This is a genomic window from Prosthecobacter debontii (assembly GCF_900167535.1).
GTDB classification, from domain to species: Bacteria; Verrucomicrobiota; Verrucomicrobiia; order Verrucomicrobiales; family Verrucomicrobiaceae; genus Prosthecobacter; species Prosthecobacter debontii.
In genome coordinates this window covers 64,487-81,075 of sequence record NZ_FUYE01000006.1, presented here as the reverse complement: position 1 = coordinate 81,075, position 16,589 = coordinate 64,487, and the positions used below count along the sequence as shown (strand labels likewise).

14 protein-coding genes are annotated in these 16,589 nt (G+C 59.9%); 6 read left to right on the top strand and 8 right to left on the bottom strand.

Annotation, left to right across the window (positions count from 1 at the left end):
• The first annotated feature begins 250 nt into the window (after positions 1-250).
• Positions 251-3,079 carry a tail fiber domain-containing protein gene (locus B5D61_RS10610; RefSeq protein WP_078813364.1) on the top strand — a complete coding sequence of 943 codons (2,829 nt, stop codon included), beginning with the start codon at positions 251-253 and terminating at the stop codon, positions 3,077-3,079.
• A gap of 10 nt (positions 3,080-3,089) precedes the next feature.
• Positions 3,090-4,043 carry a hypothetical protein gene (locus tag B5D61_RS10605; RefSeq protein ID WP_078813363.1) on the top strand — a complete coding sequence of 318 codons (954 nt, stop codon included), beginning with the start codon at positions 3,090-3,092 and terminating at the stop codon, positions 4,041-4,043.
• A 13-nt stretch (positions 4,044-4,056) separates the two neighbouring features.
• Here B5D61_RS10605 and B5D61_RS10600 read toward each other — a convergent pair whose 3' ends face one another.
• The 6 genes from B5D61_RS10600 to B5D61_RS10575 form a co-directional block, all read right to left on the bottom strand.
• Positions 4,057-4,374 carry a hypothetical protein gene (locus B5D61_RS10600; protein ID WP_078813362.1) on the bottom strand — a complete coding sequence of 106 codons (318 nt, stop codon included), beginning with the start codon at positions 4,372-4,374 and terminating at the stop codon, positions 4,057-4,059.
• A gap of 374 nt (positions 4,375-4,748) precedes the next feature.
• Positions 4,749-5,534, bottom strand: coding sequence for a 3-keto-disaccharide hydrolase (locus B5D61_RS10595; RefSeq protein WP_078813361.1), 786 nt, complete (start codon positions 5,532-5,534; stop codon positions 4,749-4,751).
• A gap of 573 nt (positions 5,535-6,107) precedes the next feature.
• Positions 6,108-6,776: a L,D-transpeptidase family protein gene (locus B5D61_RS26630; protein WP_217698964.1), complete on the bottom strand. Its 669-nt coding sequence runs from the start codon at positions 6,774-6,776 to the stop codon at positions 6,108-6,110.
• 222 nt (positions 6,777-6,998) lie between these two features.
• On the bottom strand, positions 6,999-7,793 hold the full coding sequence (locus tag B5D61_RS10585; protein WP_078813360.1) for a TatD family hydrolase: 795 nt from the start codon (positions 7,791-7,793) through the stop codon (positions 6,999-7,001).
• Positions 7,794-7,869: 76 nt separating this feature from the next.
• A complete protein-coding gene (locus B5D61_RS10580) occupies positions 7,870-8,433 on the bottom strand; it encodes a hypothetical protein (RefSeq protein WP_078813359.1) in 564 nt (187 codons plus the stop codon).
• Between the two features lie 29 nt (positions 8,434-8,462).
• Positions 8,463-10,055: a serine hydrolase gene (locus B5D61_RS10575; RefSeq protein WP_078813358.1), complete on the bottom strand. Its 1,593-nt coding sequence runs from the start codon at positions 10,053-10,055 to the stop codon at positions 8,463-8,465.
• Positions 10,056-10,215: 160 nt separating this feature from the next.
• Here B5D61_RS10575 and B5D61_RS10570 point away from each other — a divergent pair, with 160 nt between their 5' ends.
• Entirely contained in the window at positions 10,216-11,541 is a 1,326-nt protein-coding gene (locus B5D61_RS10570; RefSeq protein ID WP_078813357.1) for an ABC transporter permease, read from the top strand.
• 129 nt (positions 11,542-11,670) lie between these two features.
• Positions 11,671-12,324 carry a response regulator gene (locus B5D61_RS10565; RefSeq protein ID WP_078813356.1) on the top strand — a complete coding sequence of 218 codons (654 nt, stop codon included), beginning with the start codon at positions 11,671-11,673 and terminating at the stop codon, positions 12,322-12,324.
• A 156-nt stretch (positions 12,325-12,480) separates the two neighbouring features.
• Here the strand turns inward: B5D61_RS10565 and lpxA are convergent, their stop codons facing one another.
• Both lpxA and B5D61_RS10555 read right to left on the bottom strand, forming a co-directional pair.
• Positions 12,481-13,281 carry an acyl-ACP--UDP-N-acetylglucosamine O-acyltransferase gene (gene lpxA, locus B5D61_RS10560; protein WP_078813355.1) on the bottom strand — a complete coding sequence of 267 codons (801 nt, stop codon included), beginning with the start codon at positions 13,279-13,281 and terminating at the stop codon, positions 12,481-12,483.
• Positions 13,282-13,339: 58 nt separating this feature from the next.
• Entirely contained in the window at positions 13,340-14,659 is a 1,320-nt protein-coding gene (locus B5D61_RS10555) for a bifunctional UDP-3-O-[3-hydroxymyristoyl] N-acetylglucosamine deacetylase/3-hydroxyacyl-ACP dehydratase (RefSeq protein ID WP_078813543.1), read from the bottom strand.
• A gap of 357 nt (positions 14,660-15,016) precedes the next feature.
• Between B5D61_RS10555 and rdgB the strand changes: the two genes are divergently transcribed.
• Together rdgB and B5D61_RS10545 are read left to right on the top strand one after the other, a co-directional pair.
• A complete protein-coding gene (rdgB, locus tag B5D61_RS10550; protein WP_078813354.1) occupies positions 15,017-15,628 on the top strand; it encodes an RdgB/HAM1 family non-canonical purine NTP pyrophosphatase in 612 nt (203 codons plus the stop codon).
• Between the two features lie 33 nt (positions 15,629-15,661).
• Positions 15,662-16,567, top strand: coding sequence for a phosphodiester glycosidase family protein (locus tag B5D61_RS10545; protein WP_139373189.1), 906 nt, complete (start codon positions 15,662-15,664; stop codon positions 16,565-16,567).
• Positions 16,568-16,589 lie beyond the last annotated feature (22 nt).

Genomic DNA, 16,589 nt, shown 5'->3' with positions numbered 1-16,589 from the left:
CGGAAAACACCCCACAACGCCAGTAAAATCAAGCCACGGAAACACCCTTGGGGCGGATCGATTCTCATTCTTGAAGCTCTGTCTAGGGAGCCGAGGGACAGAGAAAGGCGCATCAACTCAAGCCAAAGTCAGGATTTTAGCGGATTCAGAAGGAAAACTGCCGGTTAAGAATATGGCCGTAAACTTGCTTGCTAAGTCAGTTCCCTTATCTAGTGAATGCCTAGAGTTCAGCTCAACCATCTCCCTGCTCATGCGCGCCCTGTTCCTGCGGTTTTTTCTCCTCATGCTGATCAGTTGCGGCAGCGTGGCACGGGCAGATTTTCCCCGGCAATTCACCCATCAGGGAAAGATCTCTGCCGGAGGGGTTTCCTTTACAGGCACCGGGAAATTTAAGTTCCTACTTTACCATGCGACCACGGCCAACGGCGGTGATGCCGTGCCGGTATGGAGCAATGCTCTCGGGGCCGCCGCCACGATGAGCGAACCGGACAATGCCCTCGCCGTGGAGGTGCCGGTGGAAAATGGCTTTTACCACTTGGGAATCGGTAACACCGCTCTGCCCCACATGGCCGCACTTCCCGAGGCGCTGACGGCTCCGGTGGGGAAACACTTGTTTCTGCGCATCTGGTTCAGCGATGGGGTCAGCGGTTTCGAGTGGCTGCAGCCGGATCTTGCGCTCGTTGCGGTGCCGTTTGCCATCGAGGCGGAGAAGCTGTCTGGCATTCAGACGGATAAGATCGTCATCGAGACCTCCCAGGGAGCCATCGTCTGGAATGGGGGCACCGCCTCTCAACCCGGCGGCACGGCCTGGGGCGAATGGTCCTCGGCGGATGGCGTCGGTGCCACGGCGTGGGCAGGGGCCGTTTCCTACGGCATCCGCTCAACCGCCTGGGCCTTCGGAGCCGCCAACGGTGAACGTGCGACCGCCTGGGGAGACACCTCCACCGCTTCAGGACAAGACAGCACGGCCTGGGGTGGTGGCCGGGCTTCCGTGCAGAGAGCCACAGCCTGGGGAGAGTGGTCCTCGGCGGATGGCGTCGGTGCCACGGCCTGGGCAGGCGCCGTTTCCTACGGCATCCGCTCCACCGCCTGGGCCTTCGGAGCCGCCAACGGTGAGCGTGCGACCGCCTGGGGGGATACCTCCACCGCTTCAGGACAGGACAGCACGGCCTGGGGTGGTGGACGAGCCTCGGTGCAGCGGGCCACGGCCTGGGGAGAGTGGTCCTCGGCCGATGGCGTCGGTGCCACGGCTTGGGCAGGAGCCGTTTCTTACGGTATCCGCTCCACCGCCTGGGCCTTCGGAGCCGCCAACGGTGAACGTGCGACCGCCTGGGGAGACACCTCCACCGCTTCAGGACAAGACAGCACGGCCTGGGGTGGTGGACGAGCCTCGGTGCAGCGGGCCACTGCCTGGGGAGAATGGTCCTCGGCGGATGGTGTCGGTGCCACGGCTTGGGCAGGAGCCCTTTCTTACGGTATCCGCTCCACCGCCTGGGCCTTGGCTTCTGCGGGAGGAGAGCGCGCCACCTCCTGGGGACAGATGTCCCAAGCGTCTGGAATGGATAGCACAGCCTGGGCTGGTGGTCATGCGATCGGGGAGCGCGCCACGGCCTGGGGTGAATTCTCGCGAGCGGAATTCGAAAATTCCACCGCTTGGGGAGGCGGCATCGCCTTCGGAGAACGATCCACCGCGTGGGCCCTCGCTCAAGCTTCAGGAACCAATGCCACGGCTTGGGGGACCATGTCTGACGCGAGTGGCTACGATAGCACCGCCTGGGCCGAGGGGGATGCTGGAGACATCGGAGCGACGGCTTGGGGAAAGCACTCCACGGCGATGGGAACCTATTCTACAGCTTGGGCGGGGGGGTTCACGTTTGGCCAACGTGCCACGGCTTGGGCGGAGGGTCAGGCTTCCGGCACCAACGCCACCGCCTGGGGCATGATGTCCCAGGCCGATGGTCTGGATAGCACGGCCTGGGGAGGTGGCGAGGCGGGCGGTTTTATGGCCACCGCCTGGGCAGGGGCGCTCGCCATGGGCACCAACAGCACCTCCTGGGGAGGCTCCGCCATCGCCATGGGGGAGCGGGCCACCGCCTGGGGAAATATGTCGCAGGCCGATGGCCCCGATTCCACGGCCTGGGCCACTGGCAAGGCTAATGGCATCTTCGCCACCGCCTGGGCGGAAGGCAATGCGGAGGGGGAATCCTCCACCGCCTGGGGTCGCGGCACCGCTTTTGGTCGTCGGGCCACCGCCTGGGGGGATCTGTCTCAAGCCACGGGTAACGACAGCACGGCCTGGGGTGGGGGAGAGGCCCGGATGGATCACGATACCGCCTGGGGCTACGGGATCACGGAAGGCACTTTTTCCACCGCCTGGGCCAGCGGCCTAGCCAAGGGCCCTCAATCCACCGCCTGGGCGGAGGGGACTGCGGAAGGACTGGCCTCCACCGCCGTGGGTCCAGGCACGCTCGCTTACTCGGCCTTTGAGTTCGTCATCGGCACCTACCCCACAGCCTACGCCCCCCTATCCACGATCGACCGCCAGGCGGGGGATCGCCTCTTCGTCATCGGTAACGGGGCGGATGTCACAACTCCGAGCAACGCCCTCACCGTGTTGAAAGATGGCAGCATCGGCCTGCAAGGTGTGGATGCCCCGATGCACCCCCTCGAGGCCGCCAGCGGGGCTCACCTCACCACCGGCGGCGTCTGGACGAACGCCTCGGATCGGAATCTGAAAACGAATGTGAAGCCGGTGGATGAGGAAGAGATGCTCCAGCGGGTGCGCGATCTGCCAGTGTATGAGTGGAACTACAAGGCGGAACCGGCGGAGGTGCGGCATGTGGGGCCGATGGCACAGGATTTCCACGAAGCCTTCGGACTGGGAGACAGCGAGCGTAGCATCGGCACCGTGGATGCGGATGGGGTTGCCCTGGCGTCCATCCAGGCTCTGGTGAAAAAAATGGAGACCCTGGCGGCGGAAAATGAGCGTCTCAGGCAGCGCGTGGAGGCGCTGGAAAAAGCCGCCTCACAAGCGCCCCCGCCCTCCCCGACTGCCTCCGGTGCCGACTTAGACCTGTGATGTGATGCCCATGACGCCTCGCCCTTCATCTCCCTCCTGGCGTTGGCTCGCCTTCCTGCTGGCGGTGATTCTCCTCGGGGTCACGCCACTCGGCTGGGGACAGTCACGGTCCTCCGGCAGCTATCGCGTGGAGTCAGAGTCAATTTCCGCCGGTGTTTCCGAAGGCACCAGCCCCACGTTTGAGAGCACCTCAGGGGCCGGCTTACCCCCACCTGCCGAGCAGACCAGCCCGGCTTACGAAGCCACACCGGATCTCTCCGGCCAGCTCTCGGTGCCGCTGGGCTTTGCCCTGGCCGGCCCCCTGACCGTGGTGGAGGGGGAGTCCGCTCAGTATTACCCGGCCATCGCTCTGGATGATGGAACCTATCAATCGTTAGGCCTGGAGGGGGCGTCCTTCACCCTGCTCACCACCAGCGCCTATGCCCAACTCAGCACCGGGGGGGCACTCACCACCAGTTTTTTACCCCAAGCGGAAACGTTGACGCTGCAGGTGAACCAAGGCCCCGCCCAGGCCACGCGCCAGATCACGGTGAAAGACACGCTCAAAGATAACTTCGGCCCCTATGCTGGCGATGGGCTGGATGATGCTTGGCAGTTTCTCTGGTTCGGCCCCCATGACCCCGCCGGGCTAGCGCAGGCAGACGCGGATGGCGATGGCTTCACCAACGCCTATGAGCACCTGACCGGCACCGCGCCCACAGATCGCAGTTCCGCCTTTCGCCTTTCCCTCCAGCAGGCCCCCGAGGAAGGCAGCCTCAGCCTGCGACTGCCCGCTCTCCTGACGGGCCGCCGCTACCGGCTCCAGACCAGCCTTACACTGACACCGCCGTGGCATGACCTGGAGGTGCTGGAGCCTGAGGCTGATCTCCCCGGTTATCTCTGGACACTGCCCCTGCCGCCTGCGGCTGAAAACCTCGGCCGCCTTGGCTTTTACCGGGTGGTGGTGGAGCGGATGGGACCGTGAAAGAAGCCGAAGCTCACTTCAGCTTCTTCCACTCGATCTCGCCAAAGAGATCTCCGTGGCGATCCACCTGCACCTGAGCCATCCAGGGGTCAAAGCCCAGCATCATGGCCCGCGCACAGACACTGTCGTGATCCGTCTGGGTCAGGTCTGGCGCATGGCGCGGCTCCAGGCTGGCACTGACGTGGATGAGTAGGTTATTCTCGTCGCTTCTTGCTTCGAGATCCTTGGAGCCATGCAACTGCTTGTGGTGGTAGCAGCGATAGCCATGTTCTATCAGCCATTTCTCCACATGGCGTTCCCCGTATTCGGCGATGTCTGTCGGTGTCAGCATAGCGCGTGGTGGTTGAGTTAACCTTCCTCTCTTGGCCCACTCCTAAGGGAGAGCAGAATAAGAAAGGATTAACCATGGTTATACCAAAGGGCGTTTTGCATGACAAGTGCCATGAACTTTAAGCGCCCGTAAGGCAAAACGCAGGGCATCGTGAAAAACGCCTCATCCCCAAGGACCAAAAGAAATCGGGGCGGACCACCCGGTCCGCCCCGTTATCTTTGAAGAATCACCAACAGCCATGTAGATGATCTCACACTACTTGAGAAAGGGTTGCTGAAGTCGCATCCGTCAGACGCTGACCTCAATCTGAAAGGATTATGCCACAGGCCCAAAAAGGTGAGTCAGATTGCGGTAAGAGGGATGTAAAAAAATTGTCAGGATGCTTTCTTTTTCTTCGCGGGCTTCGGATGCAGCAGTTGCTCGATGCGCTTGGCTTCGATCTCCAGCGCCTCCGGGGTCATTGGCTGCGGTTTGAACTCGGGAGAGGGCACCAGCTTTTCACCAGCTGGGATCGTGCGCAGGCGCAGGCTACGATAAGCCACCGGTTGACCGTGATCTTGCAAACGCAGGAACGCCCCCCGCTTGTTGAGATCGCCGCCGCGGATGCGCAGCACCTCGATCTCCCGAGCCCAGCGGGGATCGGTGTAATCGAAATCCACCACCGCCTCGCCATTCAGCCAGTGCTGGATCACGGTGCCCTTGCAGACGATGCGCCCTTCATTCCAGACGTCGTGAGGGCGGGCATTGTCCCGACTCGGTGCCATGCAAAAGTAGAGTGAGGCAGCGGTGGAGCGTGGGTTCTTCCCATAGTCGCTGTTGGCATTGTCCAGCACCTGATACTCATACTGACCCGGGCGATAATAAACGCCGCTGTTGCAGCCCTTGGAAGCTTTCCACTCGAAGCGCAGCTCAAAATCATCCGGCACCTTCGCGACGGTGTAGGTGATGTCACCGCCGCGCTTGGGGCAATCCAAAGCGCCGTCCTGAATCACCCAATTGCCCTTGTGTTCCCAGCCTGTGAAGCTCTGGCCATCGAACAGGAGCTGAAAGCCCTGGGCCTTCTCCTCAGCAGACAATTGGTTAGGCGCATCTGCGAGAAGCGGTGACAGGCCAAGCGCGGCCACGGCGAAACAAGAGCTCAGGAGTTGAGGAAAAGACATCCCATGGAGACGAAGGATCGCCGCCTGCTTTTTCGTCCAACTGCGCTTTCTCTCGGGCGAGCCTCTCCGAATTTTAAAACACACCTAATACCCACCTGATGAAATAATGAGTCAAATTTGTGGGCAAGATCGAGGCCGCTCCTCACCCCAGCTCTTTCGCGGCGCGAAAGGTGAGGTGAGGGGGCGTGAGAGTCCTGTTTCTACCCTTTCATCTCATGTGGATATCAAACATCAGCGCGGCCTGAAGGGCCGCAGGATTCAGCCCAGGCCGCAAGGCCTGGGAAACCCCGAGCGCCGTCGATCTACCCCACGTCGCGCTCTGAAGGAGCGCGGGAACGGGCGGCACGTTTTCACCTCCCATTCCCTCTCTCGCGACCCTTCAGGCCGCGACTTTTGAGAGGTGGGTCTCTTCTCACCCACCCAGGGCTTGCTTCGCTTCGGCCTGGGCTGAATCCGGCGGTCCTTTGGACCGCAAACCCCTCTTAGACCCAACTGACGAAACAACGCTTCACATTCATTCGTGGGGTGGGCAGTGGGCTGAAATGTTTTACCACTTTAAATTTCACTTTGGTATTAGGGCACGATCTCCACCGGGGTGCCCACGGAGGACTGATGGTAAAAGATCTCCGCCATCTTCGTGGGAAGGCGGATGCAGCCGTGGGAAGCGGGGAAGCCGGGCAGATAACCTTCATGCATGCCGATGGCTCCGGTCACACGCATGAAATAGCGCATGTTGGCTCCGTCAAACTTGGCCCCCGGTGGCCGCTTGTCCTTCATCACGCCGATGTCTTTTTTCAACACCACCCCATCGGCATCCACATAGTCGCCATACAGGTTGGACTTGTGATCGATGTCTTTCTCCATGACGCGGAATTTACCGGGGCGGGTGTCATACCCCTCGCGTCCGGAGGAGATGGGAGACATGCCCACCACCACGCCGTCCTTCATGAAATAGACCTTCTGCTCACTGAGAGAGATCTTCATGCTGGGTTTCCCCTCCACCCCATCACCATGCCACCAGGAGCCATCATCAATCGGCTCATCGGCTTTTTTCTTTTTGTCCTTCTTCTGTTTCTTCAGCTTCGCGGCCTCCTGAGGCTCAATGCGGATGCGCTGAACATAAAAACCCCCACCTGGAGCTGGGCGACGGATCTCACGATATTCAGGGCTGGAGCAACTGACGCCATGAAGCCCGAGCAGCACGCTCGCAGCAAGAAATGCCAGACGTTTGAGAAGTTTCATAAGGGGAGCTAAAGCCTCTGGGCTGCTGCATGAAGCATATTCGAGGCCGCATTTCCACTCGAAAGCTGGGACATTCTCTCCTCAATCGCCTCCGCTCGGACAAGGGAGCATGGGGGATGCTTGGATCGATGGATGCTTGGATCCGCAAGCGGGAAACGCCTCCTCCCGAGTTCCTGGCCTATCGCCAATTCATCCACTCATCCAACAATCCCCCCCGCCCTGTCACACCGCGAAGCCCTTGAAGAACCCACACGCCGTGGCGGCGGTCTCCCGGGCCACGTCTTCCACCGCCTGCCCACGCATCGCTGCCACGGCACGAGCCGTATCCGCCACGTAGGCGGGCTCACAGCGTTGGCCGCGATGCGGCACCGGCGCGAGATAGGGCGCATCGGTCTCCAGCATGTAACGCCCCGCCGGCACGGTGCGCACGGTTTCCCCGGCAGGCCCCGGATTCTTAAAGGTAACGATGCCGGTGAAGGAAATCAGGTGTCCGGCCTCAAGCAGCGGCTGCGCCTGCTCCAGCGTACCTGTGTAACAATGAAACACGCCGCGCAAATGACCGCTGTAAGGCATGACCAGAGCCGTGAGATCCTCCCAGCTTTCGCGATTGTGCAGCACAGCGTTCAAGCCCAGCTCCACCGCCAGCTCGAGTTGCAAGCGCAGGCAATGCGCCTGATGGGCCTTCCACGAAGGCAGATCAAAGCCCTCCGGGGGTGCATGAAAATAATCCAGCCCGATCTCCCCGATGGCCGCCACCTTCGGATGCTGAGCCAGCTCCCGCAATTCCTCGATCCACGCCTCACCCGAGACGCTGTCCACATCACAGGGGTGAATCCCGACGGCAACACGCACATCCGGTTCCTTTTCAGCGATCGCCAAAAGCTTGCGTGCATTGGGCAGATCGGTGGCCGGCGCAAGCATGCGCGTGACCCCTGCTGCCCGAGCACGCTCTAAGATGACCTGAAGATCATCATCAAACTTATGGCTGCCAAGGTGCGTATGTGTGTCGAAGAACATGGGGGGAGAGGACCCCCATTTATAAACGGTGTTTTGCGCGCCGTCATCTATCGTTCAAAGAGCCGAACAATGACGTTCAAAGATCCTTCGGCGTGATGTCATATCCATAGCGCTTGAAGAATCTTTGAACATCGTCCAGTTCGTAAAAGGCGATGTATCTCCAGATGGTCGCTTGGAGTTCCGTTGATTTACGCCCAGCTTTGGGATCTCCCACGATTTTGATCCAGTATCTCAAAAAGGGATAAAAGTCTTTGGACTTCACCAAGCCGATTTCAATGAAATGCTCGAACCTCTGAATCCGAGTGAGGAACACGTCCAGGATATCTCTCAACCGCACTTCTAAGTCTGAAAATCCCCCCGGCCTCTCGGTGTGCGGACGCCAAGCGGCTTGAAGCATGGCATCGTTTACATCGACGTTTTTCAAATGGTCGACTTTACCCAGATCCACGAGGGTCTGGTTCCAGTCTAACAAAATGGTAGCGGTGACAAAAGACGGTTCTGCAAAAGCCTCTTTGATTTCTGAAGCTACGAATTCAGCCTTCTTCCAATTCTGGGCGACACGATATTGAGTGAGGCCAATGATAAAAGCCACTGAACCGCCGATAAGCGTGAGGATCTGGAGCCAAATTTCTGTAGACATAGCTTCTTGTGGGTGATTTTGGTCCGGTGTTATTTCCCTCTCACCGCTGGCACCGGAAGGCCATTCTGCAGCAAGGTGAAACCTAAAATCTCGCCCTTCTCGTTGCGGCTGAACGTGAGACTGGCTTCCACCACATCGTATTCAAAACGATCGTTGCCCAGGTCGAAGATGGGGACTGGGGGTTGCTCGGCGAGTTTGGCAAACAGGGTGTTGCCGCGCAGGGTGATTTCAAAAGGCTTCAAGCCCATGAGATGATAGGTGCCGGTGTAGGGCTTCAATTCATCGGCCGTATGAAGGAGGATGGCAGGTACGGGCTGAGCGGTGCGTTTGGCGGTGAGTTCACGACCGTTTTGGAACAACGTCAATGCGGTGACCTCGCCCGCTTCACGAGTGAATTGCACCTCGGCATCCACGGCTTTATAAAAGAATCGGTTAGGCGCATCTTTCTTCGGGAACAAGCGGAGAAAGGCTTGCCCGGTGAGGCGACACCAGAGCTGGTTCTGATGAGAGATGACGGTGAAACGTGCCTCACGATCCAAGTCATAGACGCCGAGGTAATCCGGAAGCTGCTCGGGCGTCAGCGTGCCTTCCGCAGGCATCACCCGCGGGCCAGCTTGGCGGGTGCGCGCAATCAGACCATCTGCATCCATCTCGGCATTGTTGATGAGCACCACGCGCACGATGTCTTTCGCTGGGATCACCTGCAAAGCGCTGCGATATCCCCCGGTGCCGCCATTGTGATGATACACCTCGGCACCATCTCGCTTCCCAATGAAAAGGTTCAGCCCGATCTGGCCACCGGGGGCCACGGCCTGAGGTTGCATGGCGAGGGCGAAAGCCTGAGCCAAGGATGTCTGGTCGGCATGAGCGATGGCCTGCCCAAAGGCGATGAGGTCGGCGGCGGTGGAACGTAAGGCACCGGCACCGGCCACGGCATCGAAGTGCCAGGAGGAGACAGGCTTCTTCCCCTCGAACGGAGGCGCGAGAGGTAAGCTCGAGGTGGGGAAGGTCATGCGGGTGTTTTTCAACCCCAGCGGCAGGCAGATCTTTTGGATCACGGCCTCCTCCCAGGACAGACCATAGACACGACCTAACAAAGAACCTAACAACCCCACTCCGAGATTGGAATACTGACAGGGAAAGGGCCCCTCGCCATCGAGCTTGGCCGTGCTCAGGTAGTCGATCAACAGCTTCATGTCATAAGCCACATACGGATCGTCTTGGCGCACCCCAGAACCATGATTCGAGGGTAGCCGGGGCAATCCACTGGTATGTGTGGACAGTTGCTTCAGAGTGATGGCGGCGATCTTGGGATCTGCAAATGTCAGACCTGGATCGAGCAGCTTGGAGATGGGAGTCTCCAGAGTTACTTTGCCTTCCACCACGGCCTGGGCCAGCAGCAGCCCGGTGAAGACTTTGGTGATGGAGCCAATCTCAAACAAAACGTTTTCATGATAGTCCTTCGCCTCGCCCCCGGGGGCGGCATGGCCAGAGTAGGTGACTTTCCCCTGGAGGCTCTCACCCGTGACAATGCCACCGGCTGGCAACCGGCTCACGACCTTGGCCGCCACCTGTGGCAGGGGGAGATCAGCACCGTAAGTAAGATTCGACAACGTTAACATCAGGGAAAGCAAGCGAAGAGTCACACGGATGAGACGGCGAATTCAGGTGTTTACTTAGAGTGAATTTGGCTCAGATCTCCAAGCACGACTTCCTGGAGGCTCGTTGAAGGAAATGGGGGGTTGGCGACGTGTATAGCCTCCCCCCTTTTACACCTGCTGAATGTCCCTTCTCGCCCGTCATCCCATTCTCCGCCTTGTCGCCTCGCCCCAGCACCTCTGGCGCACCGTGTCCCTGGGCATGAAGAGCATCTGGCTGAATAAGCTGCGCTCTTTCCTCACGGCCCTGGGGGTGATCTTCGGCGTGGCATCGGTGGTGGCCATGCTCGCCATCGGTGAAGGGGCCAGCCATGAGGCGCAGGAGCAGATCCGCCGTCTGGGCAGCCAGAACATCATCCTGGAGAGTGTGAAGCCGCCGGATGGCCAGGGCTCCTCCGCCGAGGCACGCAGTATGGTACTGGAATACGGCCTCACCACCCGTGACATGCAGCAGATCCGCCAGACGGTGCCGGGCGTGAGTGTGGTGGTGCCCAGCCGTATCCTGAGCGAGAACATCTGGAATCTGGACCGCAGTGTCGATGGCCAGATCATGGGCGTGCTGCCGGTGTATCCCGAGATGCGGAATCGCAAAGTCCTCCAGGGGCGCTTTTTTACCGATCTGGAGCTGGCTGAAAAACTGCCCGTCTGTGTGCTGAACCAAACCGCAGCGGCCAAACTTTTCCCCCTCTCCACCCCCACGGGCAAGTCCGTGCGCGTGAAGGGCTACTACTACAAGATCCTCGGCATCATGGAGGATGAGGGGCAGCGCGTGGGCGGTGAAGGTGGCAGCAGCAGCACCAGCAATGTGGGCAGCGCCCAGATCCTCATCCCCTTCTCCACCCTCATGGATCAGTACGGGGAAACCTTCTTCCGCATGCGCAGCGGCGGTTTCGAAGCTGAGAAGGTAGAATTCCACGAAGCCATCGTCCGCGTGGACGATGTGGCTCAGGTGGAAAGCCGGGCCAATGCCATCCGCCACCTGTTGGCGAAGAATCACAAGAAGGAAGACTGGCGCATCATCGTGCCCGTGGAGCTGCTGCGCCAGGCGGAGCGCACCAAGCAGATCTTCAGCATCGTGCTGGGCAGCATCGCCGCCATCTCCCTGCTCGTGGGTGGCATCGGCATCATGAACATCATGCTCGCCAGCGTCACCGAGCGGACGCGTGAGATCGGCATCCGCCGTGCCATGGGGGCACGCCAGGCGGACATCGTGGTGCAGTTCCTCATTGAGACCGTGCTGCTCTCAGGCGCCGGGGGCGTGCTGGGGGTGATCATGGGCATTTCCATCCCCGTGGCTGTGGAGCACTTTGCCGGGGTCACCACCGTGGTGAAGGTGTGGTCGCCCGCACTCGCCTTCCTCATTTCGGTGTTTACAGGCATCGCTTTCGGGATTTACCCCGCCCGACGGGCCGCCCGCATGAATCCGGTGGAAGCCCTCCGCCACGAGTAAGAAACCGCGCTTTCTTGGGTCGCACAACCAGGGGCATAAACCAAAATCACAGCCCAAATTTCCATCAAATCGACCGATTGGATGAATTATTGCTGTATTATACAGCAATAGTGGTTACAAAAAGGCAAAATGAAGAGAATTCTCATTGTTGATGATCACCAGTTGATGCGCGAGGCCTACAAGCACGCGATCATGACGCTGGGTTCCTTTGAGTTCGGCGAAGCCGGCACTTACCAGGAAGCTCATGATCTGGTGACGGCCAGCCGCTGGGACATCGTGATCCTCGATGTGACCATCCCGGGCCGTAACGGGCTGGATGTGCTGGCTGAGATCCGCAATCTCCCCCATGCTCCCGCCGTGCTCGTCTGCAGCGGTCATGATGAGTCCGTCTATGGTGTGCGTGCCTTCAAGGCAGGCGCCGCAGGCTACGTCTGCAAGACGGCCGGCACCGGTGAATTCCTCAAAGCCGTGCGTGAGATCGTGCAGGGCAACAACTACATCAGCACGAATCTGGCGCAAAACCTCGCCGCCTTCGTGCGCTCCGACTTCCAAGAGCAGCCTCACACCACCCTCTCCGAGCGTGAATTCCAGGTGCTGCGCAAGCTGATCAATGGCGATGCCCTCAAGGAAATCGCCGCCGAACTGAACCTCAGCAGCAAAACCGTGAGCACCTACCGCTCACGCCTCATGGAAAAGCTCAAGGTCAAATCCCTGCCCGAACTCGTGCAATACTGCATCGAGCACGGCCTCATGGAGAAAACCGGAGCCAACGTGGCGGCTTAGTTCAGGGCTCAGAGCGCCGGTCCTTGGATCCACTCGGGTCCCTTCCATGCCGCCTAAAAGCAGGGCTCCGAACTTAAAGACCGACCCTGAAGACCGAAGTGAGGGAGGTGGAGTGTATGTTTCAGACACTCTCCACCACACCGTTTTGCTAGGCTTTCAGTCTTCCCCATCGTCTGCCCCAGCTTTACTGCCAGGGGTGATGCCGCGCTTCGTAGTGGCGACGAAGTCGGCAAAGTAGGCTGCCTCCGGAGTGAGCTCCCCGGCACGCAGTTCTTCCACAGCCTGGGCATTGTTCAAACCACTGCGATAGACCTTGCGGAAGGCGGCGCGGATGGCGCGGATTTGATCTTTGGCAAACCCGGCGCGCTGCAGACCGACGAGGTTCAGCCCGCGGGTGCGGGCGGGGTTACCATCGGACGTGCTGAAGGGGGTGACGTCCTGCACGATCTTCGAGCAGCCGCCGATGATGCTGCGGGTGCCGATGCGGCAAAACTGATGCACGGCACTGAGGCCCCCGAGGATGACATGATCCTCCACCACCACATGCCCGGCTAGGGTGCCGTTGTTGGAGAAGATGACGTGGTTCCCCACGATGCAGTCGTGGGCGATGTGCACGTAAGAGAGGAAGTTGTTGTGGCTGCCGATGAGGGTTTTGTCCCCCGGTGAAGTGGCCCGATGCACGGAGCAAAATTCACGGAAGGTGTTGTCGTCGCCAATTTCCAAATAGGTGGGCTCGGCCTTGTATTTCAGATCCTGGCTGCGCTGACCGATGGAGCCGTAGGCGTAGAAGCGGTTATTCTTCCCGATCTTGGTCGGCCCCATGACGGTGACATGGTGCTGGAGCCAGCTACCATCCCCGATTTCCACGTCCTCCCCGATGATGCAGTAGGGACCGATCTCGACATCGGAACCAATCTTGGCGGTGGGGGCAATGATGGCCGTAGGGTGAATAGGCATGCAGGGCAAAAGGGGCGGTGGGGGTGGAGGAGCGGAAAGACGTAGCAGCCGGCGTGCCTTAGCGATCCACAACGCTGAACATCAAGTCGGCTTCGGAGACGACCTGACCATTGACGATGCAGCGGCCCACGGCCTGGGCGATGCTGCGCTTCACCTTCAGCATTTCGGTCTCGATGATGAGCGTGTCTCCTGGCAGCACGGGCTTACGCCACTTCACGTTGTTGGCGCTCATGAAGTAGCCGATCTTGCCCTGGTTCCCAGGAAGACGCAGCAGCACGATGCTAGCGACCTGAGCCATGGCTTCGAGCTGGAGCACACCGGGCATGATGGGGTGACCTGGGAAGTGACCTTGGAAGAACGGCTCGTTGATGGTGACGTTTTTGATGCCCGTGCACTTGTTCTCGCCCTCGAAGCCAATGATGCGATCCACCAGCAGGAAAGGATAACGGTGCGGCAGGATGCGCATCACCTCATTGATATCCAGCACGGCCTCACCGCTCGGGATGTTGAGGGTCGGCGGCACCATGGCGCGCATGGCTTGATACTGACTGACGATGGCACGCGCCATCTCAGTGTTCGGGCCGTGACCCGGGCGCACGGCGATGACGTGACCAGTGATGCGCTTGCCGGAGAGCATCAGGTCCCCGATGATGTCGAGGATTTTGTGACGAACAAACTCGTTGTTAAACCGAAGCGGCTGCTTGGACAGCAAGGTTTCACCCCGCACCACCACGGCGGCCTCGAGCGTGCCGCCTTTGATCAGGCCCTTCTCCATCAGCGGAGCGATGTCTTCGTAATAGACGAACGTGCGCGCCGGGGCGATCTCCTTCTCATAGGTCTCGGGATTGATCTCCAGGGACATGTATTGGGTGAAGCGGCCCTCTGGCCCGACATTGGTGCAACTGATGCGGAACTTCTTGTCCGGCACGATGGTGATGATGGTGCCGTCCCGAGTCTCTTGATAGATCGGCTCGCGGATCTCAAACACCTTGCGCGGCTCCGACTGCTCTTGGAGACCCGCTTTTTTAATCAACTCCACAAAGGGCTGCGAGCTGCCATCCACAATCGGCGGCTCATTGGCATCCATCTCGATGATGGCATTGTCCACGCCCATGCCAGCGAGGGCACTGATGACGTGCTCCACAGTGTGCACATTGACTCCACCCTCAGCGATGGTGGTGGCACGCTCCACCTTCTGCACCTTTTCCACCAGCGCAGGGATGAAAGGTTTATCCTCCAGATCCACGCGGCGGAATTTGAAGCCAAAGTTTTCAGGAGCTGGCTGCAGGGTCAGCGTGACCTGTTCCCCCGTGTGAAGGGAGGTGCCAGTGATGGATGCGGGTTTAGCCAGCGTGTGTTGACGGTCGGAAACGGCCATGAGCAGAGAAAGAAGGAAGCCCGTTTTAGCCGCGTGGGGGGGAGGGGTCAAAGGAAAATGCCATGCAGCCACCGAGCAACGAAGGGGCGATTCTATGGTTTGACCACGCCATCTCCTATTCTTTGCCTAACGACTCAAAGCATTGTACGGATGCCCCCCCAGCATCTCCCTAGCCTCTCAAGCCCAATTTTTTGTTCATTGGCGGAAAAATTAGGCATTTAAACCAACTCTCAAATCCCCACAGACATAGTTCGGTTTTCCCTGAGGATTCCCGTAAGGGAGGGGGCCGAAAAAACTAAAACACACATAAAGTTGCTAACTCATTGATTCTGAACTAACAGCACATACCCTCAAGTCATGCCCAAGATCCTGCTTGCCACAACCAATATCCACAAGACCGAAGAAGTCGCCGCCATGCTCGGCAGTGATTGGCAAGTGACCGATTTACGAAATCATCCTGAGATAATTCTGCCAGAAGAAACGGGCCTCTCTTTCGAAGAGAACGCCATTATCAAGGCCAAGGGTGCCAGCGCCGCTCTGCCCGGCATGCTGATCCTCGCCGATGACTCCGGCCTGGAGGTGGATGCTCTGAATGGAGCCCCGGGCGTGCGCTCCGCACGCTTTGCCGGAGAAGGCTCCACGGATGAACGCAACCGGGCTGAACTGCGCCGTCAACTGCGTGAGCGCAGTCGCAACCCAGGACAGTCTTTCCCCGGCCGCTTCCACTGCTGCCTCGTGGTGGTCAAGGATGGCGAGGTGCTGCATGTCACGAACGGCACGGTCGAAGGTCGCGTGACCGTCACCGCTCAGGGCAAAGGCGGCTTCGGCTACGACTCCATGTTTATCCCCGAAGGCTACAACAAGAGCTTCGGCGTGCTGCCAGCCGAGGTAAAGAATCAGCTTAGCCATCGTGCACGCGCCATGGAGTCGATGCAAAAGTGGCTGCAAAGCGCTGGAAGCAACCTATAAAAAGTGTGGATGCCGCCAAGGCATCTGCACAGCATGAAGAACGTCGTCCTGCTTCTCCCGGCACTGTTGTTGATCCAGTGCGCCCGCTTTTCTCCACCCACCGGCTACCCGTCGTCTCAGCCCGGTGCGCCCCCCTACCCTGCTCAGCAGCCCACCCAGGCCCTGACAGCCCCAGCCTACCCCACCGCAGCTCACGCGGCTCCCTCGCCCGCCACCTCCTCTGTATCCTGGCAGCACGCTTCCTCCGTGCGCAGCACCAGTCTTCCAGGAGGCGCTGAGATGCATGAATTCACGGCCCGCAGTGCCACGGAGTCAGCTCAAGTCAGCGTGGTCATTTTCGAGAGCACCCGCTGCGCGCTACGCGTGCTGGATCAGCCGTCTTCACACGCTGGCGGGGGTGCGATCACACCCCTCATGCGCAACTCAGGCGCCATTGCAGGCGTGAACGGCGGCTTCTTCCATCCCGATTTCTCCACTCTCGGCCTCATGATCTGCGATGGCCGCAAAACTGGCCAATTCACCCGCAGCAGCCTCATCTCCGGAGCCGTGCTCATGGTCGCGAACGAGCCCTACCTCGTGTGGAATGACGAATTCCTCGGCGAAACCGGCGTCGCTCAAATGCTCCAAGCCGGCCCGCGCCTCGTGGATGGCGGCCAGCCCATGACCACGCTCAATCGCACCAAGAACGCCGTGCGCACCTTTGTGGCCACCGATGGGGTGCGCCGCTGGGCCATCGGCACCGTGCACAGCACCAGCCTCGCTGGCCTCGGAGATCTGCTCGCCAGCCCCGGTCTCCTGCCTGACATGACCGTGCAGCGCGCCCTCAACCTCGACGGCGGCCACTCCACCGCCCTCTACGTCCGCACTGGCGACGGCCAGGAAATCAGCCGCCCCGGCTGGAGCACGGTGCGGAACTATCTGGCCGTAGTGCCGAGGTAGGCTGAACAGCTTCTTTCCAGGC

Excerpts from the sequence above, each read along its gene's own strand:
- B5D61_RS10555 (WP_078813543.1), bottom strand. The coding sequence starts at position 14,659 with ATGGCCGTTTCCGACCGTCAACACACGCTGGCTAAACCCGCATCCATC.
- B5D61_RS10580 (WP_078813359.1), bottom strand. The coding sequence starts at position 8,433 with ATGTCTACAGAAATTTGGCTCCAGATCCTCACGCTTATCGGCGGTTCA.
- B5D61_RS10610 (WP_078813364.1), top strand. The coding sequence starts at position 251 with ATGCGCGCCCTGTTCCTGCGGTTTTTTCTCCTCATGCTGATCAGTTGC.
- B5D61_RS10575 (WP_078813358.1), bottom strand. The coding sequence starts at position 10,055 with ATGTTAACGTTGTCGAATCTTACTTACGGTGCTGATCTCCCCCTGCCA.
- B5D61_RS10565 (WP_078813356.1), top strand. The coding sequence starts at position 11,671 with ATGAAGAGAATTCTCATTGTTGATGATCACCAGTTGATGCGCGAGGCC.
- B5D61_RS10585 (WP_078813360.1), bottom strand. The coding sequence starts at position 7,793 with ATGTTCTTCGACACACATACGCACCTTGGCAGCCATAAGTTTGATGAT.
- B5D61_RS10595 (WP_078813361.1), bottom strand. The coding sequence starts at position 5,534 with ATGTCTTTTCCTCAACTCCTGAGCTCTTGTTTCGCCGTGGCCGCGCTT.
- B5D61_RS10570 (WP_078813357.1), top strand. The coding sequence starts at position 10,216 with ATGTCCCTTCTCGCCCGTCATCCCATTCTCCGCCTTGTCGCCTCGCCC.
- lpxA (WP_078813355.1), bottom strand. The coding sequence starts at position 13,281 with ATGCCTATTCACCCTACGGCCATCATTGCCCCCACCGCCAAGATTGGT.
- rdgB (WP_078813354.1), top strand. The coding sequence starts at position 15,017 with ATGCCCAAGATCCTGCTTGCCACAACCAATATCCACAAGACCGAAGAA.
- B5D61_RS10600 (WP_078813362.1), bottom strand. The coding sequence starts at position 4,374 with ATGCTGACACCGACAGACATCGCCGAATACGGGGAACGCCATGTGGAG.
- B5D61_RS26630 (WP_217698964.1), bottom strand. The coding sequence starts at position 6,776 with ATGAAACTTCTCAAACGTCTGGCATTTCTTGCTGCGAGCGTGCTGCTC.
- B5D61_RS10545 (WP_139373189.1), top strand. The coding sequence starts at position 15,662 with ATGAAGAACGTCGTCCTGCTTCTCCCGGCACTGTTGTTGATCCAGTGC.
- B5D61_RS10605 (WP_078813363.1), top strand. The coding sequence starts at position 3,090 with ATGACGCCTCGCCCTTCATCTCCCTCCTGGCGTTGGCTCGCCTTCCTG.